This window comes from Allobosea rubneri (genome assembly GCF_032464875.1).
GTDB lineage: Bacteria > Pseudomonadota > Alphaproteobacteria > Rhizobiales > Beijerinckiaceae > Allobosea > Allobosea rubneri.
This window is the reverse complement of sequence record NZ_JAWDID010000002.1, coordinates 1-21,165: the sequence shown is the minus strand read 5'-3', so window position 1 is coordinate 21,165 and position 21,165 is coordinate 1. Positions and strand designations below refer to the sequence as shown.

At 67.5% G+C, this 21,165-nt stretch carries 21 protein-coding genes; 11 read left to right on the top strand and 10 right to left on the bottom strand.

Annotated elements, in window-relative coordinates; all coding sequences use genetic code 11:
• Window positions 1-11: 11 nt before the first annotated feature.
• The 9 genes from RKE40_RS01490 to ccoN are packed head-to-tail and all read right to left on the bottom strand — an operon-like array spanning window position 12 to window position 8,083.
• Window positions 12-458: a hypothetical protein gene (locus RKE40_RS01490; RefSeq protein ID WP_316016480.1), complete on the bottom strand. Its 447-nt coding sequence runs from the start codon at window positions 456-458 to the stop codon at window positions 12-14.
• Entirely contained in the window at window positions 448-612 is a 165-nt protein-coding gene (gene ccoS, locus RKE40_RS01485) for a cbb3-type cytochrome oxidase assembly protein CcoS (RefSeq protein ID WP_316016479.1), read from the bottom strand. The genes RKE40_RS01490 and ccoS overlap by 11 nt, the downstream gene beginning before the upstream one ends.
• On the bottom strand, window positions 609-2,831 hold the full coding sequence (locus RKE40_RS01480) for a heavy metal translocating P-type ATPase (protein ID WP_316016478.1): 2,223 nt from the start codon (window positions 2,829-2,831) through the stop codon (window positions 609-611). The genes ccoS and RKE40_RS01480 overlap by 4 nt, the downstream gene beginning before the upstream one ends.
• Entirely contained in the window at window positions 2,828-3,325 is a 498-nt protein-coding gene (locus tag RKE40_RS01475) for a FixH family protein (RefSeq protein WP_316016477.1), read from the bottom strand. The genes RKE40_RS01480 and RKE40_RS01475 overlap by 4 nt, the downstream gene beginning before the upstream one ends.
• On the bottom strand, window positions 3,322-4,767 hold the full coding sequence (ccoG, locus tag RKE40_RS01470) for a cytochrome c oxidase accessory protein CcoG (protein ID WP_316016476.1): 1,446 nt from the start codon (window positions 4,765-4,767) through the stop codon (window positions 3,322-3,324). Before ccoG ends, RKE40_RS01475 begins: the two co-directional genes overlap by 4 nt.
• Window positions 4,767-5,636: a cytochrome-c oxidase, cbb3-type subunit III gene (gene ccoP, locus RKE40_RS01465; protein WP_316016475.1), complete on the bottom strand. Its 870-nt coding sequence runs from the start codon at window positions 5,634-5,636 to the stop codon at window positions 4,767-4,769. Before ccoP ends, ccoG begins: the two co-directional genes overlap by 1 nt.
• Window positions 5,633-5,791 carry a cbb3-type cytochrome oxidase subunit 3 gene (locus RKE40_RS01460; protein WP_316016474.1) on the bottom strand — a complete coding sequence of 53 codons (159 nt, stop codon included), beginning with the start codon at window positions 5,789-5,791 and terminating at the stop codon, window positions 5,633-5,635. The genes ccoP and RKE40_RS01460 overlap by 4 nt, the downstream gene beginning before the upstream one ends.
• Before the next feature lie 3 nt (window positions 5,792-5,794).
• The gene (ccoO, locus tag RKE40_RS01455) at window positions 5,795-6,535 is read right to left on the bottom strand and encodes a cytochrome-c oxidase, cbb3-type subunit II (RefSeq protein WP_316016473.1); all 741 of its coding nucleotides are present in this window, start codon (window positions 6,533-6,535) and stop codon (window positions 5,795-5,797) included.
• 39 nt (window positions 6,536-6,574) lie between these two features.
• Window positions 6,575-8,083 carry a cytochrome-c oxidase, cbb3-type subunit I gene (gene ccoN, locus RKE40_RS01450; RefSeq protein WP_390893172.1) on the bottom strand — a complete coding sequence of 503 codons (1,509 nt, stop codon included), beginning with the start codon at window positions 8,081-8,083 and terminating at the stop codon, window positions 6,575-6,577.
• A 346-nt stretch (window positions 8,084-8,429) separates the two neighbouring features.
• On the opposite strand from ccoN, the gene RKE40_RS01445 reads away from it, so the two are divergent.
• The 3 genes from RKE40_RS01445 to RKE40_RS01435 all read left to right on the top strand — a co-directional run bounded on the left by RKE40_RS01445 (window position 8,430) and on the right by RKE40_RS01435 (window position 12,518).
• Complete coding sequence (locus RKE40_RS01445; RefSeq protein WP_316016471.1) at window positions 8,430-9,959, top strand: MFS transporter; 1,530 nt, start codon at window positions 8,430-8,432, stop codon at window positions 9,957-9,959.
• Between the two features lie 138 nt (window positions 9,960-10,097).
• Window positions 10,098-11,027, top strand: coding sequence for a hypothetical protein (locus RKE40_RS01440; protein ID WP_316016470.1), 930 nt, complete (start codon window positions 10,098-10,100; stop codon window positions 11,025-11,027).
• A gap of 111 nt (window positions 11,028-11,138) precedes the next feature.
• Window positions 11,139-12,518: an aminotransferase-like domain-containing protein gene (locus tag RKE40_RS01435; protein ID WP_316016469.1), complete on the top strand. Its 1,380-nt coding sequence runs from the start codon at window positions 11,139-11,141 to the stop codon at window positions 12,516-12,518.
• 57 nt (window positions 12,519-12,575) lie between these two features.
• Here the strand turns inward: RKE40_RS01435 and RKE40_RS01430 are convergent, their stop codons facing one another.
• Window positions 12,576-13,460, bottom strand: coding sequence for a LysR family transcriptional regulator (locus RKE40_RS01430; protein ID WP_316016468.1), 885 nt, complete (start codon window positions 13,458-13,460; stop codon window positions 12,576-12,578).
• Window positions 13,461-13,836: 376 nt separating this feature from the next.
• Here RKE40_RS01430 and pcaD point away from each other — a divergent pair, with 376 nt between their 5' ends.
• From pcaD to RKE40_RS01390, 8 genes are all read left to right on the top strand, one after another.
• A complete protein-coding gene (gene pcaD, locus RKE40_RS01425; RefSeq protein ID WP_316016467.1) occupies window positions 13,837-14,646 on the top strand; it encodes a 3-oxoadipate enol-lactonase in 810 nt (269 codons plus the stop codon).
• 9 nt (window positions 14,647-14,655) lie between these two features.
• Complete coding sequence (locus tag RKE40_RS01420) at window positions 14,656-16,026, top strand: MFS transporter (RefSeq protein WP_316016466.1); 1,371 nt, start codon at window positions 14,656-14,658, stop codon at window positions 16,024-16,026.
• A 245-nt stretch (window positions 16,027-16,271) separates the two neighbouring features.
• On the top strand, window positions 16,272-17,444 hold the full coding sequence (locus RKE40_RS01415; protein ID WP_316016465.1) for a muconate/chloromuconate family cycloisomerase: 1,173 nt from the start codon (window positions 16,272-16,274) through the stop codon (window positions 17,442-17,444).
• A gap of 4 nt (window positions 17,445-17,448) precedes the next feature.
• On the top strand, window positions 17,449-17,739 hold the full coding sequence (catC, locus tag RKE40_RS01410) for a muconolactone Delta-isomerase (RefSeq protein WP_066476770.1): 291 nt from the start codon (window positions 17,449-17,451) through the stop codon (window positions 17,737-17,739).
• A 55-nt stretch (window positions 17,740-17,794) separates the two neighbouring features.
• Window positions 17,795-18,724, top strand: coding sequence for a dioxygenase family protein (locus RKE40_RS01405; protein WP_316016464.1), 930 nt, complete (start codon window positions 17,795-17,797; stop codon window positions 18,722-18,724).
• 126 nt (window positions 18,725-18,850) lie between these two features.
• Window positions 18,851-19,654, top strand: coding sequence for a benzoate diol dehydrogenase BenD (gene benD, locus RKE40_RS01400; RefSeq protein ID WP_316016463.1), 804 nt, complete (start codon window positions 18,851-18,853; stop codon window positions 19,652-19,654).
• 8 nt (window positions 19,655-19,662) lie between these two features.
• Window positions 19,663-20,499 carry a 3-oxoadipate:acetyl-CoA acetyltransferase gene (locus tag RKE40_RS01395; protein WP_316016462.1) on the top strand — a complete coding sequence of 279 codons (837 nt, stop codon included), beginning with the start codon at window positions 19,663-19,665 and terminating at the stop codon, window positions 20,497-20,499.
• Between the two features lie 101 nt (window positions 20,500-20,600).
• Window positions 20,601-21,165, top strand: a 565-nt coding sequence (locus RKE40_RS01390; protein ID WP_316016461.1) for a CoA transferase subunit A, incomplete at its 3' end; no start/stop codon positions are given.

Genomic DNA, 21,165 nt, shown 5'->3' with positions numbered 1-21,165 from the left:
GATACGGGGCCCTACGCTGCCATGCGGTCGCGGTCGGATTTACGGGGTGTGCCCGAAGCTGCGGGAACGAGGACCGGAGCGGCCTCTGCCTCGGCCTGCGGATCGAGGTCGAGTGCGATCACGATGAGCGTCAGGACCACGACGGGCACGCCGATCAGCGCTGCATAGAACGCGACGTCGATGCCGAACTGCATGCTTCCGAGGAGGATGGCGAGCGTGACGTTCAGCATCGTCCAGGGCAGCTGCTCGGCGGTGAAGAAGCTCCCATAGAGAAAGCCGAGCAGCCTCACGCCCGCCGTGCGCGGCAGCACGACCAAGACGATCCAGGCAGCGAACGCCCAGAAGGCGCCGGCCTGCCCGGCATAGAGCCAGCCGAAGACTGGCGCGATCGCGCTCGTCAGAGTGAGCGCGAAGGCATTGCGCTGCCTTGCGGTCCGCATGGTCGCCTCATCGGTCATGGGAAGCCTCCAATCTGTCGTCATCGAGGAAGATGCGCTCGGCCGCGCCGTCGAGGTCGTCGTACTGACCCGAGCGAAGGGTCCACAGGAACGCCACGACGCCGAGGGCGCCGAGCGTCAATGCGATGGGGATGAGGAAGAGGAGCGGGCTCATCCTGCCGCTCCGAGCCGGGGCGGCCGGGCCCGCAACGCGTTCATGGTCACGAGGATCGAGCTGATCGACATGGCGGCCGCCGCAATCAGCGGCGAAACGAGGCCCAGCACCGCGACCGGGATCAGTGCAAGGTTGTAGACTGCAGCGAAGCCGAGATTCTGCCGGACGATGCCCGCCGCCTTCACCGCCGTGCGATGCGCCACAACGACAGAGGACAAGGCTTCGGCGGGCAGCACGAAATCAGCCGCGACCTGGGTCGCGGGCACGCCATGTCCGAAGCTCGCCGAGACATGAGCGGCGGCCAGCGCCGGTGCATCGTTCAGACCATCGCCGATCATCAACGGCTTGCCGCCATCCGCCTTCCAGCCGGACAGGAGCGCAGCCTTCTGCGCAGGCTTCAGCGCGGCCCGGTGGTCGGCGATTCCGAGGCTGGTCGCGCAGCTCTCGACCGCCGGCAGGCGATCGCCGGACAGGATGCTGAGTTCGACTCCGGCTCTCCGGAAATGGTCCACCGTCTCCCATGCGTCGGAGCGGATGCCGTCGGCGAGGGCGAAGCGCTGCGGCGGCAGCGCCTCCGCCGAGACCCAGACTTCGCTCGCCGCATCGCGTCCTTCCCCGGGGACACCGCAGAAGGCGGCGCTTCCAAGTCGCGCGGGCCTGCCATCGACGAGGCCGCTGATCCCCGCTCCCGGCGTTTCCGAGACATCCTCGGCCGCGGCGCCCCTGCCAAGTCGGCGCGTCAGCGCGCGCGAGAACGGATGCCGGCTGGCACTGGCCAGCGCCGCGGCCAGGCGCAGCGCCACCGGATTCGACGGCATATCGACCAACTCGGCGCGGCCATCGGTCAGGGTCCCGGTCTTGTCGAAGACGACGCGGTCGATCGCGGCCAGCCGGTCGAGCGCTTCGCCCGATCGGACCAGGATGCCGCGCCTGAGCAGTCCGCCGATGGCATTGACCTGCACGGCCGGCACGGCGAGGCCGATGGCGCAGGGACAGGCGATGATCAGCACGGTGACCGCGTAGAGCAGCGCCGTCGGCAGGTCTGCGCCGCCGAGGAACCACCATCCAGACAGCGTCAGCAAGGCAATGGCGTGGACCAGCGGCGTCCAGACGCGCACCAGCCGGTCCGCCAGCGTGGCGGCGCGGCCCTTCTGCAGCTGCGCCTGCTCCACCAGACGCAGGATCTCGGAGAGATGGCTTTGCGCGACCGTTTTCTCGGCACGGAGGTGGAGGATGTCAGGGCCATTGAGATAGCCGGCGAGCACCTCATCCCCGGGGTTGATCAATTCGGGCAGCGTTTCGCCAGTCACCGCCGACCGGTCGAGCATCGTTTGCCCGCTCGTGACGCGACCATCGACCGGAACCGTCTCGCCCGGCGCCACGATGACCTGCATGCCGGGCTCGACCGCCGAGGCCGGGACGATCTCGGTGCGGCCATCGCCAAGCAACACGGTGGCGTGCTCGGCCCGCATCATGGCGAGGCGCTCGATCGCCTCACGCGAGCGGGCGCGCACGCGGAAATCGAGATAGCGCCCGACGAGCAGGACGAAGAGCAGCATGGTCGCGCTGTCGAAATAGACGTGCGCGCCGTGCCGCATGAGCTCCATCATGCTGATCGCGGTCGCCAGGATCAGCGCGGCGGCGATCGGCACGTCGATATTGGTCCGCCCTGCCCTGAGCGCACCGAAGGCGGAGCGGAAGAAGGGACGTCCGGCGATAGCCAGCGCCGAAACAGCGACGAGCGCCGAGAGCCAGTTGAAGAAGGCCTGGGTGCTCGCCGGCATGTCCTGCGCCTGGCCGGCCCAGACCGCCCAGGCGAGCATCATGACATTCGAGGAAGCGAAGCCCGCAATGGCGAGGCAGCGCAGCAGCTCGCGGCCGGTCCGGTCCTGAGAGGCTCCGATCGAGCCGGCATCATAAGGCGCGATCGCGTAGCCGAGGCCGCGAACCGTCTCGCCGATCACCTCGGCATGATCGGGACCGCCGACCCATTCCACCGAAAGCCGCCGCAAGGTCAGGTTGACCCGCGCCCGGGTGACCGCGGGATCCTTCGCCAGACGCGTCTCGATCTTTCTGATGCAGTTGGCGCAATGCACGCCTTCGACGAGGAGCTCCAATTGCTGCGCGCGGCCCGACGCCGGCGCGACGAACGCCGAGAGGAGCGCGGGCGGCAGCGAAGCCGGCAAGGCAGAGGCTGTGATGTTCGGCCCGGTGGTCATGGCCGAACATGCACCTCGTCGATGACTGTGAGGGCCTTCCCGTCGCGCTCGACCCTGACCCTGACGAACCAGCGCCCCGCCAGCGGGACGACGAGATCCGTGAGGTATTCACCAGCGGGCTGCCGGACGAACCGAACGGTCAGGATCTGCGGGAAGCGCGTCATCCGCTCGGCGGTCGCGCGAACCTCGTCGGCGACGAGCGCCTGCCCATCGGCATCGCGAAGCTGCAGCGTCAGCCTGCCACTGAGTCCCTGCCCCTGCTCGAAGGCCATCGCAGCTGTCCAGCCGAGACGCCGCGCCGTGTCGCGCTGCGCTGCGAGCTCCTCCTCGTTCAATCCGATGCTGTAGGCATCGTCCGTCACCACGCCGGTGAAGCTCCGGTTCGCCAGGGTCACGAACCAGACTTCGAGCGCGGCGAGGCAGACGAAGAACAGGATGAAGCAGCCGGGTATCCAGAGGTCCTTCCGGCGGGCCGCAGCCGTGTTACCGCTCATCGCGCCGGCCCCCAGAAATAGGTCTCGACTTCGCCGAGGGTTGCACCGCTCTCGGCGTCGCTGACGATGACGCGGATGTTGGCGCGCCCCTTGGGCGCCTGTCCGGGCGCAGCCGTGATGAAGAGGCGGTCGCTGATCCGGCGGTTGCCGGGCATGGCAAGCGCGACGGTTTCCTGGCCAGTCTCCTCGGTCGCGAAGCGCAAGCTCGCGCCGTCCAATCCCTCCGCACGGATCACGACACGGTCGAGATGCGGCAGACGATGGGCGAGCCGGAAACTGAAATCGTTGCGGACCGAGCCGTCCGAGAGCTGGACGAAGGGCTGGCCGCGTTGCGGCTCGACATCGAGCAGCACGCTTTCCATCCGCGTGATGCCGACTGCCATCGAGCCGAAAGCCAGCAGGCACAGCACCGCATAGAGCAAGGTCTTGGGCCTAACGATCTGCACCTTAGCCTGCGTGAAGGAGCCGGCGCGGTCGGAGCCCTCGACGTCGAAGCGAATGAGCCCGGTGGGGCGGTCGATCCTGGTCATCACCTCGTGGCAGGCGTCGACGCAGAGGCCGCAGCCGATGCAGCCCATCTGCAGGCCGTCGCGAATGTCGACGCCCGTCGGGCAGACATTGACGCAGCGCATGCAGTCGATGCAGTCGCCGCGCCCCGTATCGAAGGAGCTGGCCTCCCGGATCAGAGCGGTGAGGTCGCTGAGCTCCGGGCGCAGCGGCTCGCGCTTCTTGCCGCGCGGCTCGCCGCGCCAGCGCTGATAGGTGACGACGAGGCTCTCCTTGTCGAGCAGCGCCGCCTGGAAGCGCGGCCACGGGCACATGTGCAGGCAGATGCGCTCCTTGGCATAGGCGGCGAACAGCCAGGTGGTGAGCGACAGGATGCCGATCGCGAGGTAGGCGCCGAGCGGCGCCGTGCCGGTCACCAGCGCCAGCGGAAAGCTCGGCGCGTCGTTGAAGAATGCGGCGAAGCCGAACGCCGTCAGCACCGCCAGGGCGATCTGCGCAACCGGCTTGGCGATGCTCGACAGCAGCGTGCCCTTGCCGAAGAGCCGCTCGCAGAAGCGCTCGACCGTGAAAAACAGGTCGGTCCAGACCGTCTGCGGGCAGGTGAAGCCGCACCAGACGCGACCCGCCACGGCCGTGGCGCCGAACAGGCCGAAGGCGCCGAGCACCAGAGCCCCGACCGCTATCGGCAGGTCCTGTGGCCAGAATTCGAGCCCGAAGACGAAGAGCCGCCTGCCGGGCAGATCGAACAATACGGCCTGATCCGGCAGCGACGGGCCGCGATCCCAGCGGATCCACGGCGTGATGAAGTAGAAGGCCAGCAGCGCCCAGGCGATCGCCGTCTTGATCGTGCGGTAACGACCACGCACCGTCTGCGGGATCGGCAACCGCGCCGGCCGGCGCTGGGATACCGTGTCGATGACGGTCATGGTCGCCATCACTTTTCCCCGCCGCCGAGGGTGTGGACATAGACGGTGAGCATCCGGATGGTCGCCTCGTCGAGGCGGCTCTGCCAGGCCGGCATCTGCCCCATCTTCGGATTGGCGATCTGGCGGATGACCGCCTCGCGGCTGCTGCCGTAGAGCCAGATCGCATCGTCGAGACGGGGAGCCCCGGCATCGCGGCTCCCCTCGCCCTTCGCGCCGTGGCAGGCGGCGCAATTGGTCTCGTAGAGCGCGGCGCCGGGCAGGCTCGCCCGGCTGGCGTCGCGGGAACGATCCGACAGGCTCAGCACGAAATCGGCGGTCGCCGCGATCTCCTGCGGCTTCAGAATCTCGCCGAAGGCCGGCATCGCGCTGAGGCGCGTCTCGTCGCCGCCGTCGCGAACGCCGTGGCGGATCGTGGCGTGGATGTCGGTGACTTTGCCGCCCCAGAGCCAGTCATCATCGATCAGCGACGGGAACTGGCCGATCTGCCCGCCCGCGCCGACGCCATGACAGCCGGCGCAGTTCTCGTTGAAGGCGGCCTGACCGCCGGCGACCGCGAAGCGGCGCAGCTCCTCATTGGCCTCGATCTTCTCGAGCGGGGTGGCGAGGATTTGCGTGCGCCAGCTGGACTGCTGGTCGCGCGCACGATCCGTCGCCTGGCCGAGTTCCTTGGCGCTCGACCAGCCGAGAAGCCCGCGCGCATAGTCCTTCGTCGTCGCGAAGGACGGGTAGAGCACGAGATAGCCGATCGAGAAGACCCAGGTGACCACGAAGGTGATCAGCCACCAGTTCGGGATCGGGGTCCGGAGTTCCTTGATGCCGTCCCATTCATGGCCGGTGGTGAGCTGGCCGGTCAGCGGGTCGCGTTCCTGCTCGCTCATTGCTCGCCCCCCTTTCCTTCAAACGGAATCCGGGCATGGCGCTCCATGCGGGCCCGGGCGGAGGGGCGGTACGAGAGCCACACGATGGCGACGAAGAAGAGCGTGGCGACGACGAGCCAGGCATTGAGCAGCAGGCTGATCAGGGACTGGGACATGGGCTATTCCTTCTTCCCGTCGACGCGGACCTTCGAGAAGTCGACCATCGTGCCGAGCACCTGCAGGTAGGCGATCAGCGCATCCATCTCGGTGATGCGCCCGGGCTGGCCGTCGAAATCGCCGATCCTTGCGCCGGGGTAGCGAGCGAGCAGCGCCTCGGTCTTCTCGCCCGTGGCCTGCGCGCGGACATCGTCGGCGGCGCTCAGGATCGCGACGCCGTCATAGGGCACGCCGACCTTGCTCAGCGCCTGCAAATGCTCGCCGATATCGTCGAACTTCAGCTCGCGCTGCTGCAGGAACGGGTAAGCCGGCATGATCGACACCGGCACGACGTCGCGCGGGTTGATCATGTGCGCGACATGCCAGGCGTTCGAATACTTGCCGCCGAGGCGCGCGAGGTCCGGACCGGTCCGCTTCGACCCCCAGAGGAAGGGGTGGTCGTACATGCTCTCGGCGGCGATCGAGTAATGCCCGTAGCGCTCGACCTCATCACGGAACGGCCGCACCTGCTGGCTGTGGCAGGTGTAGCAGCCCTCCCTGGTGTAGATGTTCCGGCCAATCTGCTCGAGCGGCGTATAGGGGCGCACGCCCTCGACTGGCTTGATCGTCTCGTCGAGACGAAACAGGGGCACGACCTCCACCAGGCCGCCGATCGCGACGACCAGGAAGCTCAGGACGAACAGCAGCAGCGTCGAGCGTTCGATCGTCCCGTGATTGACGCGTTCTTCGGATGATTTCGCCATGGCGATACAATGCCTCTCGGCTCGAATTCGTTGAGGGGACTAGCCCTTGGAAGCAAAGGCGGCCTGGAGCGCCGGATCGGTCCCGCTCAGCTCCGGCGGCGCGGGCTCCTTTCGCCCTGCCCTGGAGGAGCGGATGGTCATGAAGACGTTGAGCGTCATCAGCACCGCGCCGATCAGGTAGAGCAGCCCGCCCAGCGCGCGCACGAGATAGTAGGGGTGCAGCATCGCGACGCTGTCGGCGAAGGAGTACTGGAGGAAGCCGAACTGGTCGTAGGCCCGCCACATCAGGCCCTGGGCGATGCCCGCCACCCACATCGCGGTGATGTAGAGAACGATGGCGATCGTCGCGATCCAGAAGTGCCATTCGACGAGGCGATGTGACCAGAGCGGCGCGCGCCAGAGCCGCGGCACGAGATAGTAGATCGCGCCGAAGACCATGAAGGCGACCCAGCCGAGCGCACCCGAATGCACGTGGCCGACGGTCCAGTCGGTGTAGTGGCTGAGCGCGTTGACCGCCTTGATCGACATCAGCGGCCCCTCGAAGGTCGCCATGCCGTAGAAGGCGACGGCGACGACGAGGAAGCGCAGGATCGGGTCGGTGCGCAGCTTTCCCCAGGCGCCCGACAGGGTCATGATCCCGTTGATCATGCCGCCCCAGGACGGGATCCAGAGCATGATCGAGAAGGCGGCGCCGAGCGTCTGCGCCCAGTCCGGCAGCGCGCTGTAGTGGAGATGGTGCGGGCCGGCCCAGATATAGAGGAAGATCAGCGCCCAGAAATGGACGATGGAGAGCCGGTAGGAATAGATCGGGCGCTCGGCCTGCTTGGGGACGAAATAGTACATCATCCCGATGAAGCCGGCCGTCAGGAAGAAGCCGATCATGTTGTGGCCGTACCACCACTGGATCAGCGCATCCTGGACGCCCGCGAACTGCGAGTAGCTCTTCGTCCCGACGAAGGAGACCGGCATCGCCAGATTGTTGACGATGTGCAGGACCGCGACCGTGATGATGAAGGCGAGATAGAACCAGTTCGCCACGTAGATGTGGGGCTCGCGGCGGCGGGCCAGCGTGCCGGTATAGATCGCGAGATAGACCAGCCAGACCGCCAGGAGCAGCAGGTCGGCATACCATTCCGGCTCGGCGTATTCCTTGCTCTGGGTGATACCGAGCGGGTAGCCGGTCATCGCCAGGATCAGGAAGAGCTGGTAGCCGAAAAAGACCAGCATGGAGAGCTGGCGCCCGCCCCATAGCCCGACATGGCAGGTCCGCTGGACCACATAGAGCGACGTCGCGAAGAGCGCGTTGCCGGCGAAGGCTAGCACGACACCCGAGACATGAATCGGCCGCAAGCGCCCGAAGGTGGCGTATTCCGAGAAGTTCAGCGACGGGAAGGTCAACTGGAGCGCGATGAAGAGCCCCGCAGCGAGGCCGACGAGCGCCCAGACGATGGTGGCCAGCACGAACCAGCGGACGATCTGCTCGTCATAGCCGGGAATGGGCTCGTGCAGCCCTTCCTGAATTGTCGTCGCACCCATTTCTGAACCCATCCCCGCCTGCACGCCGTGACGCGATCTCGGCCAGATAATTGTATGGCCTATGCGCATACATATCGATATGCTTACGAACCAGACAAATCCAGCCATCAGCCGCCAAAACGGCTTTGGTGCGACGAAAAGCGCAATCACGGGACCGGAAACAGTGGGAAAATGACGCAGACCTGCGACAATATGTATGGGCGCGAGCCAGAGAAAAAGACATTCCGACCGCACGGATCGACGGCATTCTCGCTCGCGCCCCTGCGCCCAAGGTTTGCAGGCCGCCTGGAAGCCACAAGCACGGGTTCCGGCGGCCCTCGCATCGCCGCCCCGTCATCGACCTGCAATGGTGCCCGTCATGGCGCCTGACGGCGCGACCCGCGCGAAGGATGGCGATCTTCTGCTGCTGACGGCGGCGGCCGGATGCGCCATGTCGCTCGTCGACACGAACATCGTCGCGCTGGCGATCCCGGCCATCGCCCGAGGGCTGCGCACCGGCGCCGCCGACACCCAGTGGGTCATCAGCGCCTTCTTCCTGAGCTTCGCGGCAATGCTGCTGCCGGCAGGTGCGATCGCCGACCGGCTCGGGCGCCGCCGGATATTCCTCTGCGGCCTGGCCGGGCTCGCCGCGGCTTCCTTGTCCGGCGGCCTCGCCTCGACGGTCGTCTGGCTGCATCTCAGCCGCGGAGCGCAAGGGGCCGCGACCGCCTTCGTTCTGGCGCCTGCGCTCGCGATCATCGGGCATCGCTTCCATGCGGGCGCCGAGCAGAACCGCGCCTGGGCGATCTGGGGCGGCGTGATGGGCGCGACCATGGTCGTCGCCCCCATCGCCGGCGGGATCATCGTCGAATCGCTCGGCTGGCGCTGGGCCTTCTTCATCAACCTGCCGATCTGCGCCCTGCTCGCGGCCGCGACGCTCGCCTATGCGGAGGAGTCGCGAGATCCGACGCGAGGGCGGCTCGATCCCGTCGGCATCCTCCTCTTCGCCGGAGCGATGCTCGGCCTCACCTCAGGGTTGATCACCGGCCAGGCGCAGGGCTGGGCCAGCACGGCGACGCTTGCCGGCTTCGCTCTGGGCGCCGCCTCGCTGGTCGGCTTCGTGATCGCGGAGCGGGTGCAGGCGCATGCGATGCTCGACCTGCAACTGTTCAAGAGCCGGCAATTCATCGGCGCGGTCTGGGCGATGTTCGCCTATGCCGCGACCGCCCAGGTCATGGCCTCGCTGTTCCCGATCTTCCTGCAGCACGGCGGCAGGCTTTCCGCGACGGCGACGGGATTCGCGATGCTGCCCTTTGCCTTCGCGATGCTGGCCTTTCCCTATCTCGGCGGCATGCTCGGCCGCCGGCTGACATCGCCTTCGATCCTCGCGCTCGGGCTCGCGGTCGTAGCCATGGGCAATGCGGTCGCAGCATGGGGCGCTGTCCCCGGCAACTGGCCCGTCCTTCTCCCCGCCATGTTCGTCATCGGCGCCGGCGCCGGGCTGCTGAACGGAGAAACGCAGAAGGCGATCATGATGACGATCCCGCGCGAACGGGTCGGCATGGCATCCGGCATCAGCACCACGGCGCGCTTCTCGGGGATTCTGATCGGCTTCGTCGCCTTGAATGCTGTGCTGGCAAGTGGCATTCGCGCCGCCGCCATCGGTGCGGAATGCCTTGCACCCGCCACCTGCGGCGCCGGCCGCGGCTATGTCGACGCCGTCATCGCCGGCGACTTTTCAGCGGCCGTCGCCGGGACGCCCGTCCTCGACATGGCCCTCGCCTGGACGCAGGCGCGCCAGCTCTACGCAAGCGGAGCCTCCGCATCGCTCCTCGCCGCCGCATTGCTGGCGGCGCTCTCCGCCGGCCTGGTCTGGTGGCTGATGCGGCCACGGCGCTCCGGGGCATGAAGAATCGCCGGCACAGATCGACCGACGGCCCCGCTTGACCTTCCCACTATGGCAAGCCTTAGGCCCAGCCCGTTTCACGAGACAAGACCCGCGGATCGGAGAACCTCCGCAGACCAGCGGGCACGGAGCAGACCCAGAATGCAGCATCAAACCAAGCTGAGCCGGCAGGAGGCGCTGGCCTCCTATTTCGGCGCGTTCGCCTTCATCACGGCGATGGTCGCGACGGCCGAATTCTTCGGCGACCGCGAGATCGTGCTTCCGGAAATCGCTGCGATGGCCGTGGCGATCTGGGCCTTCCGCGAGCAGAGCTGGATGCAGCAGCCCGAGAAGATCTTCCTCTGGCCCTCGATCACCGCGCTGATGGGCTTCGGCATCAACCTGCTCGCCCTGCCCTATACGGCCAAGCTCGCGCTTATTCTGGTCGGCATGCTCGGCCTCTTTGCGCTGCTCCGCTACAGCCTCGCCCCGGCACTCGCGACGGGTTTCCTGCCGATCGTCACCAACGCGACGGAATTCTCGTTCCTCACCTCGATCGGCGTCACGACGCTCGTGCTCATGCTCGTTGTGATGCTCTTCGGCCTGCGCAAGGACGCGCCGCGCACCGCCCCGCTCTCGCATCGCGCCATGCTGGCCTATCTCGCGATCATCGCCGCTTGCATGGCGATCGCATCGGCGGCCGGCTATCCGCACCTGGCCGTGCTGCCGCCGGTTGCCGTCGTGGTCTACGAGTCGCTGCACATGAAAATGTACTCGGCGAAAATGGCCCTGAAGCAGACGGCCGTCCTCACCCTCTCGGCCGCCATCGGCGTGGCGCTGTTCCTGGCGATCGATTCCTGGACGCTCGTCACCGTGCTCGACCTGCTGCTGATGGCCGCCCTGCTCCGGCTGTTCGGCATGCGGGTGCCGGCGGTCTATGCCTTTCCCTTCCTGGCCTTCGTCTTCCCGGCTGCTGCGGTTCCCGCGCTTCCTGTCGCTGCGCTGATCGTCTCGGCCGTGTCGTTCTCCCTGGTGCTGGCCTATCGGCACTGGCTCGCGGAGCCGCAGCGCGCGGCCATGCCTGCCGAATGAGCCAAGCGTAGCGAGGTCGCGGCCCAATTCCCGGCGCAGCTCTCTTTCACCGGCGAGCCATACATCATAACGTAAATGCAGGCCGGCAAGGCATACAATAACGAGGGCGAGATGTGGCGGCCAAGACTGATCGAAAGCGCCCGGATGAAGTATCTCGGCATCGTCGAGGCGCTCGAGGCCGATATTCGCTCCGCCCGCGTCGCCCGGGGCGACAGGCTGCCGCCGCAGCGGGCCATCGCCGAAGCGCTCGGCGTCGACCTGACCACGGTGACGCGGGCCTTCAACGAAGCGCGCCGGCGCGGGCTGGTCGAGGCGCAGGCCGGCCGCGGCACGTTCATCAGCGAGAAGCTCGACGGCAGCGCGGCGCCTGAGCGCGCCCAGCCCTTGCTCGATCTCAGCATGAACATCCCGCCGCAGCCCGCGGCCGTCGATTTCCGCAAGATCGTCCCTGGCGGCATCGCCGGCGTTCTGGCGAGCCCGCGCGGCCTGCTGAGCCTCCATTACCAGGAGAGCACCGGCGCCGAGGCCGACCGGCAGATCGCCGCGAACCGGCTGGCGCATTGGATCGAAGGCGCTACGGCCGACCGCGTCGTGATCGCCGGCGGCGCGCAGAGCGCGCTCTTTGCCCTGTGTGACCTCCTGCTCACGCGCGGCGACATGATCGCGGCCGGCGCGATGACCTATCCCGGGCTCAAGGCGGTCGCCTTCCAGAAGGGGCTCGTGCTCGAACCGCTGGAGATGGACGACAAGGGCATCATCCCCGACGCCTTCGAAAGGGCCTGCCGGGACCGAGCGCCAAAAGCCCTCTACGTCATTCCCAGCATCGACAATCCGACGACCGCGACGCTGCCGGAGGATCGCAGGCGGGCCCTGGCCGCGATCGCGCGCAAGCACGACGTCACCATCATCGAGGATGATCCCTATGCGCCGCTGAGGGCGGAACGCGCGCCCGCCCTGGCGGAGCTGGCGCCCGACATCACCTGGCACCTCGCGACGCTCTCGAAATGCGCGACCCCGGCCTTGCGGGTCGCCTATGTCGTCGCGCCCAGCGCCAAGAAGGCGCTGCGTCTGGCGGGCGTCCTGCGGGCGACGATCCTGATGGCGCCGCCGCTGATGTCGGCGCTCGCCAGCCGCTGGATCGCCGATGGCATGCTCGATGACATCACGCAGGCCATCCGCACCGAGAACGCGCAGCGCCAGAAGCTCGCGGCCTCCATCCTGGGCGATGTCGCATTCGCCGCCGACCCCCAGGGGCATCATCTCTGGCTGCGCCTGCCTGAGCATTGGCGTGCGTCCGACTTCGCCGAGCATGCCGACCGCGCCGGCGTCTCGATCGTGCCGAGCTCGGCCTTCGCCGTCACCGCCCATCCGATCGAGGCCGTCAGGATATCGCTGGGCGTCGCGCCGGATCGGGGCGCTCTCGAGGATGGCCTGACATTGCTCGCGGGCCTGATCGGCCAGCCCCCGCTCGGCTCGAAAGCCGTCGTGTAGCCTTCGAGGACCGGTCGCTCCGGCTCGCCAGATCAGAGATCAGGCACGCGGGATAGCTTACGGCGATGACTGCCCCAGCCCCGCCAGGACGGTGATCTGGCGCAGCAATGGCGAGGTGTCGTTCTTGCGGTAGCTGACGATGATCGGGCTGGAGAATGCCTCGTCGAGCTCGAGGAAATGGACGTCGTCGCGGCCGAAGCGCCGCACCGAGGCCGGGACGACGCAGATCCCGACCCCCGAAGCCACCAGGCCGAGCGCCGTCTGCACATCGCGCACCTCCATGCCGATGCGCGGCGTGACCCCGGCCTCGCGATAGAAGGCCAGGACCTGGTCGGCATAGCTCGGCCGGGGCGCCTTCGGGTACAGGATCAGCGGCTCCGCCTCGAGATCGGCCAGTTTCGGCTTGCTGCCCTGCTTCAACAGCGCATGGGTCGCGCCGACCGCGACGCAAAGCCCCTCCTCGCGCAACACGGCGCGCACCAGCGCGTCGTCGTCGAAGCGCAGGCGCCCGAAGCCGACATCGATGCGCCCATCCTTCAGCGCCGAGATCTGCTCCAGCGTCGTCATCTCGAGAAGCTGCACCTCGACATCCGGCACCTGGATGCGGAAGTCGCGGATCAGCTCCGGCAGCGTGTCGTAGAGCGTCGAGGCGACGAAGCCGATATTGAACTGCAGCACCATGCGCTTGCCGATGCGCGTCGTCATCGACCGCATTTCCTCGACGCGCTGCAGCACCTGCAGTCCCTGGTCGAAGAGGTAGCGCCCGGCCTCGGTCATCGTGATCGGCCGGCCGCGATCGAGCAGCCGTACGCCGAGCTCCTCTTCCAGCTGCTGGATCTGCCGGCTCAGCGGTGGCTGGGCGATGTTGAGCTTTTCGGCGGCCCGGCTGAACGAGCCCTCCGCCGCAACGGTGGTGAAATAGCGCAGATGGCGCAGATCCATCGCTGCCTGCTCCTGCTTCCTGCCTCCTCGATTATGCAGCTGCCTGCATTCCCGAAGGCCCGGCCTGACGGTTGTCGAACGCTCTGGGCCAAACGCCCCGGTTTGCGCGCCGACTTTTGCGCCAGCGCGCCCGCTTCATACCGTAAGGGTATTAACTTACACCAAAACGATCCTGTGCAGCAGCAGCCTCCATCCCTACCCTTCGAGCAGGGAAGAGCGTCCGTGCGGGAGAACGAGCTCCGCCGCGGACTTGAACCGGCCGCCAGAGCCGTCGGAGGGCCATGTCTGACATCCAAATTCTGCGGTCCGCTCCGGCGCGGCTTCCGACAGGCGTGCCCGCGCTCATGCGCTGCGGCGAAAGCCCGGAGGCCTGATCATGCCCTATGTCGAAGCCGGCACGGGCGTGCGCCTTTTCTACACCGTCACCGGGCCGGGCAGCGCTCCGGAGATCGTCTTCTCCAATTCGCTCGGCACCACGCACCGGATGTGGGACGCCGTCGTCGGCGAACTCTCCGCCGAGTATCGCTGCGTGCGCTACGACACGCGCGGCCATGGCGGTTCCAGCCGCGGCTCCGAGCCTTTCGAGATCGCCGACCTCGCCGATGATCTCGCCGCGCTGCTCGACCATCTCGATCTCGAACCCGTTCATCTCGCCGGGCTCTCGCTCGGCGGCATGACCGGCCAGGCCTTCGCTATGCGGCACCCGGCGCGCCTTGCCGGCCTGACCCTGATGGCGACGGCGGCCTGCATGCCGACGCGCGAGGCCTGGGAGGAACGCGCCGCGCTGGTGCGGCGCGAGGGCACGCAGGCAATCCTCGCAGGGACGATGCAGCGCTGGTTCACCACAGGTTTCCAGAACAGTCGCTCCGACGTCGCCGGCAAGGTGGCCGAAGAGTTCCGGACCATCGACCGTGACGGTTACGCGGCCTGCTGCGAGGCCATCGGCCGCATGGATCTGCGCCCGCTGCTGCACCGGATCGACACCCCGACGACCGTGATCGCCGGCCGCGAGGATCCGGCGACGCCCGTCGAGATGGCGCAGGCCCTGCACACCGGCATCGCCGGCTCCCGCCTCGTCGTGCTCTCGCCCGCCGCGCATCTGCTCGCCGTCGAGCAGCCCGAGCGCGTTGTCGCCGAGCTGCGCCGCGATCTCACCGCCTCATTCCATCAAGAAGCACAATCCTGAGGAGCGCCCATGTCCAGCCCACCCGCCAGCACGCGAGATATCAAGACCATCATCGACGAAGGCACGATGACCGGCCGCCGCTGGGCGGTCGTCGGTCTCTGCTTCATCATCGCCCTGCTCGACGGCTTCGATACCCAGTCGATCGCCTTCATCGGACCTGCGATCGCGCAGGATTTCGGCATGAAGCCGTCCGACATGACCTGGGTCATCACCGCCAGCACCATCGGCATGACGCTCGGCGCGATCGGCCTCGGCAGCTTCGGCGACCGCTATGGCCGCCGCAAGGCGATCCTGATCGCGATCTTCCTGTTCGGCGTGTTCTCGCTTATGGGCGCCTACGCCACCTCGCCGACGCAGATCATCGTGCTGCGTTTCCTGATCGGCCTCGGCATGGGCGGAGCGACGCCTTCGCTGCTGGCGCTGACCGGCGAGTACAGCCCCGCCTCGAAGCGCGGCATGATGATCACCGGCGTGCTGCTCGGCCTGCCTGCCGGCGCCATGCTCGGCGGTTTGATCGCGGCAAGCTGGCTGCCCGTCATGGGCTGGCGTGGCATCTTCCTGATCGGCGGCATCCTGCCGCTCGCGCTGATGGTCGTGACCTATTTCCTGCTGCCTGAATCCCCCGCCTATCTCGTCTCGCGCAAGCAGAATGACGGCCAGGACGAGGCACGCCGCCTGCTCCGCCAGATGACCGGCCAGGCGATCCCCGACCATGTGCGGCTCGTCAGCGCCGGCAAGGTGTCGAATGGCGGGTCGATCGCCGGCCTGTTCGAATCCGGCTATCGCAATGTCACCATCGCGATCTCGGCGATCTATCTGTTCAACTGGATCGCCTGGTTCCTGCTGCTGCAATGGCTGCCGACCGCGCTGACCACACTCGGCCTGGAAAAGGCCCAGGCCGCCTACGGCACCGTCGTCGTCAACGCCGCCTTCATCACCATGGCCCTGCCGCTTTCGTCCTTCCTGCCGAAGGTCGACCCGCGCAAGCTCCTCATCGGCATGTTCGCCGTCGGAATCGCGGTCGCGCTCGGGCTCGGTTTCGCGGGCGACCGCTGGCCGGTGGTCTTCGCCCTGATCGCGCTCGCCGGCTTCGGCATCGGCGGCCAGCAGCTCGTGCTGAACTACCTGATCTCGAACACCTATCCGACACAGTTGCGCGCCACGGCGACCGGCTGGGGCATCGGCGTCGGTCGCTCAGGTGCCATCGTCGGCTCGGCGATCGGCGGGACGCTGCTTTCGACCGCCGGGCCGTCCGGTTACTTCATGACCCTGGCGATTCCGCTGGTGATCGCGGCGCTGGCGACGCTGACGGTGCGCAGCACCGCCGGCGCCACCGCGACCGCTTCCGCGCCAGCCGCCGCCGCCCCGGCCTCGCGATAAGCGCCGCACCGCTGCGCGCGGCATAGACGCCGCAGCGACGAAGATCACGGACGCGACCGCCCGAAAGGCCGACCGCGTCCTTTTTCTTTGGCCGGACGGCTGCCTGCCGGCTTCGTCCGACTGTTCCCGCAGGCTGATCTGTCAGCCCTCTCCATACCCACGGGGTATAAAAATACACCCAATCGATCCTGTCCTTCGCGAACCGCGCGCCCTAGCCTTTTTGGCAATGAATATGGGAGCGAAACGTGTCTGAAGGCCCGCGGATTCAACAGGTCGAGACGATTCTGGTCGATCTGCCGACCATCCGCCCGCATCAGCTGGCGATGACGACCATGCACCGCCAGACGCTGATGATCGTGCGGCTGCATATGTCCGACGGCCTCGTCGGCACCGGCGAAGGCACCACGATCGGCGGCCTCGCCTATGGGCCCGAGAGCCCTGAAGGCATGAAGCTCGCGATCGACACCTATTTCGCGCCGATCCTGCTCGCCAGCGATCCCAATCGCGTCGCCAGGACGATGGCGACCATCGCGACCTCGGTGCAAGGCAACCACTTCGCCAAAAGCGCCGTCGAGACGGCCCTGCTCGATGCCCTCGGTCAGCGTGTCGGCCTGCCGATTTCCGAGCTGCTCGGCGGCCGCCAGCACGACCGCCTGCCGGTGGCCTGGACTCTCGCCAGCGGCGATACCGGGCGCGATATCGAGGAGGCCGAGGAGATGCTGGCGCGCCGCCGCCACAACATCTTCAAGCTCAAGATCGGCAAGGGCGACCCAGCCGCCAATGTCGCCCATGTCGCCGCGATTAAGCGGGCGCTCGGCCATCGCGCCTCGGTGCGGGTCGACATCAACCAGGCCTGGTCGGAAGCGACCGCCTCCGCCATGCTGCCGGCGCTGGCCGCCGCCGGCGTCGAGCTGATCGAGCAGCCGGTCGCGTTGCGCAATCTTGGCGCGCTTGCCCGGCTGGCCCGCCAGACGCCGGTCGCGATCATGGCGGACGAGGCGCTGAACGGCCCGGAAACCGCCTTCGCCATCGCCAGCCAGGCCGGCGCCGATGTGTTCGCGCTGAAGATCGAGCAGTCCGGCGGCCTCTTCGCCGCAGCCAAGGTGGCGGCGATCGCCGAGGCGGCCGGCATCGGGCTCTATGGCGGGACGATGCTCGAAGGCGGCATCGGCACCGCTGCCTCGGCCCACCTGTTCTCGACCATCGGCAAGCTGGAATGGGGCACCGAGCTGTTCGGCCCCTTGCTGCTCACCGAGGAGATTCTCGAAACGCCGCTCGACTATGCCGATTTCGGCCTCGCCGTGCCGACCGCGCCGGGCCTGGGCGTCACCCTGTCCGAGACCCAGCTGAACCGCTTCCGGCGCGACCGCGCAGAAGCTTCGCTCCATGTGCTGCCGCGCGCCAAGACGGGATCCTGAACCAATGATCTTTCAAGTGGAAATGGACGTCCGGATTCCGCACGACCTGCCGGCCGAGACCGCGAATGCGCTGAAGGCGGCGGAGCGCGAGCGTGCCCAGGAACTGCAGCGCGCCGGCATCTGGCGCCACCTCTGGCGTCATGCCGGGCGCTATGCCAACACCAGCGTCTTCGATGTCGAGAGCCCGCAGGCCCTGCACGACATCCTCTCCGGCCTGCCCCTTTTCCCGTTCATGGACGTGAAGGTCACGGCGCTTTGCCGCCACCCTTCATCCGTCCGCGACGACGACCGCTAGGAACGCCGCGACCCGTTCGCGAATGCCCGCCAATCACCAAGAACGAGGAAACGCCATGCCCACCAATCTGATCTCCGACGCGGACAAGAAGAATCTCGCCAACAGTGCGGCCGGCATCGACAGCGACAAGGGTGATGCCCGCACCAAGGCCGTCACCGCCCAGCTGCTCTACCGACTCATGCAGGTGATCGACGAGTGCGACGTCTCGATGGACGAGTTCTGGGCCGCGGTCGCCTTCATCGGCAAGGCCGCGAAGAACGAGGAGCTCGGCCTGCTGGTGCCCGGCACCGCGCTCGAACATTTCCTCGATCTGCGGCTCGACGAAGCCGAGCGGCTCGCCGGTCTCAATGGCGGCACGATGCGGACCATCGAGGGGCCACTCTATGTGCCGGACGCACCGCTCTCCAAGGGCGAAGCCCGCATGGATGATGGCACCGACCCCGGCGAGGTCTTCATCATCGAGGGCCAGGTTTCGGATGAGGACGGCAAGCCGATCGCCGGCGCGATCGTCGACATCTGGCACGCCAATTCCAAGGGCGGCTATTCCTTCATCGACGGCGAGCAGGCGCCCTACAATCTGCGCCGCCGGATCGAGACCGACGAGCAGGGCCGCTACCGCGCCCAGACCATCGTGCCGAACGGCTATGGCTGCCCGCCCGAAAGCGCTACGCGCCAGCTGATGACGGCGCTGGGCCGGCATGCGGAGCGCCCGGCCCATGTCCATTACTTCATCTCGGCTCCGGGTCACCGCCAGCTGACGACGCAATTCAACTTTACCGGCGACAAGTACCTGTACACGGACTTCGCCTTCGGCACCCGCGAGGAACTCGTCGTCACTCTCGACCGTGTCGTCGACGCCGACGCCATCCGCAATGCCGGGCTCAACCGGCCGTTCGCCCGCACGACCTTCGATGTCGTGCTGACGAAGGAGCGCGCGAACGTGCCGCAGACCGTGGTCAGTCGCGCCCACGTCACGGCCGGCTGACGCCTCGCCCTCAGAGGCTGCGACGGAAGACACCAGCGGTGCGAGGGGCCAGCCCCTTTGCGCCGCCGGCCGCATGAGCAGCCCAGATACTTGCCTTCACGGCAGCCATTTCCCGGAGATCACGCCATGGCTCTGCAATCCCCCCGCGCCGGCCGGTTCGAAGGGCGCAGCTTCATCGTCACCGGCGCCGCGCAGGGCGTCGGCAAGCAGGTGGCGCTGGACGCGGCGGCCGAGGGCGCCCATCTGACGATCGTCGACCGCTCGGCCATCATCCAGGAGGTCGCGCAGGAGATCGCCTCGACCTACGGCACCGGACGCATCGTCGCGCTCGAAGAGGATCTCGAAAGCTACGCCGGGAACGAAAGGGTGATGGCACGCGCCAAGGAGAGTTTTGGCGCCATCGACGTGTTGGTGACGAATATCGGCGGCGCGATCTGGATGCGGCCTTTCCAGGAATTCGACGAAGGCCAGATCATCGCGGAGATCAACCGCTCGCTGTTCCCGACGCTGTGGGGCTGCCGGGCGGTGCTGCCCTATATGCAGGCCCAGGGCCGCGGCGCCATCGTCAACGTCTCCTCGATCGCGACGAAGGGGATCAACCGGATCCCCTATTCGGCGGCCAAGGGCGGCGTGAACGCGCTGACGGCCTCGCTCGCCTTCGAGCTCGCGGGGACGAACATCCGCGTCAATGCCGTAGCTCCCGGCGGGGTCACCGCCCCGCCACGCCGGATTCCCCGCGGAACCGACGCTCAGACCGAGGCTGACAAGCAGTGGATGCAGGAGGTCGTCGACCAGACCCTGCGTGCCTCGCATCTCGGCCGCTACGGCGAGCTGAAGGAGATCGCCGCGGCAATCCTGTTCCTGGCTTCGGACGATGCGTCCTATATCAATGGAACCGTGCTGCCCGCCGGCGGCGGCGACCAGGGGTGACCGAGATCATGAGCAAGCGTCCCGTCGTCGTGGCCGTCGCCATCACCGGCTCCGTGCCGCGCAAGAAGGACAATCCCAGCCTGCCCGTGCTGCCCGCCGAGCAGATCGCCTCGACCCGCGCGGCTTTCGAGGCAGGCGCCAGCCTCGTTCATATCCATGTCCGCAATGACGACGAGACGCCCTCCTCCGATCCGGACCGTTTCGCGCAGGTCCAGGCCGGCATTCGCGAAGCCTGCCCCGGAATGATCATCCAGTTCTCGACCGGCGGCCGCGGGCGCGATCCGGCGGCACGCGGCCTTTCCCTGGTGCACCGTCCCGACATGGCCTCGCTCTCGACCGGCTCGGTGAACTTCCCGACCATCGTCTACGAGAACCCGACGAGCCTGGTGAACGATCTGGCGGCGCGGATGCAGGAGCATGGCATCGCCCCCGAGATCGAGATCTTCGACCTCTCGCATATCCACGCCGCGCGCCGCCTCATCGATGAAGGTCTGATCGGGCCGCGCCCGCACATCCAGTTCGTGATGGGCGTCAAGAATGCGATGCCGGCCGACGAGGTGCTGCTCGACATCCTGCTCGCCGAGACGAAGCGGGTCATTCCCGGCGCGAGCTGGACCGCCGCCGGCATCGGGCGCGAACAGATGCGGGTGATGGAGTGGGCGCTGGCCCGCGGCGCAAGTGCCGTCCGGACCGGGATGGAGGACAATATCCGCGCCGCCAAGGACCGGCTGGCCTCCGGCAATGCCGAGCTGGTCGAGATGGCGGTCGAGGCGATCGGCCGGCATGGCGCGCGCGCCGCGACGCCGGCGGAGGCGCGGGCGATCCTCAACCTTTCTCCAGCCTGACACTGGCCGAGCCAGCCTAGGCGGCCGGTGCTTGGGCGCCGGCTTCCGCGGCCCGGCGCAGGCGACGCCGGATCTTTGCAGAACTCACCTCGAGGACAGCCATGACGCGCAAGATCTACGACAGCCCGGGAGCCGCGCTGGACGGGCTGCTGTCCGACGGGATGACGATCATGTCGGGCGGCTTCGGCCTGTCCGGCAATCCCGAGAGCCTGATCCCGGAAGTCCGCCGCTCCGGCGTGAAGAACCTCACCGTGATCTCGAACAATGCCGGCGCCGACGGCTTCGGCCTGTGGATGCTGCTCGAGACGCGGCAGGTGAAGAAGATGATCGCGTCCTATGTCGGGGAGAACAAGCTGTTCGAGCAGCAATACCTTTCCGGTGAGCTCGAGCTCGAGCTCAACCCGCAGGGCACGCTGGCCGAGCGCATCCGCGCCGGCGGCGCGGGCATCCCGGCCTTCTACACCAGGACCGGCGTCGGCACCGTCGTCGCCGAGGGCAAGCCGGTCGAGGCATTCGAGGGGCAGCTCTATGTCCGCGAGACCTGGCTCAGGGCCGATCTCGCCATCATCAAGGCCTGGAAGGCCGATCCGGCCGGCAACCTCGTCTACCGGCGCACCGCCCGCAACTTCAACCCGAACATGGCGACCGCCGCGAAGGTGACGGTGG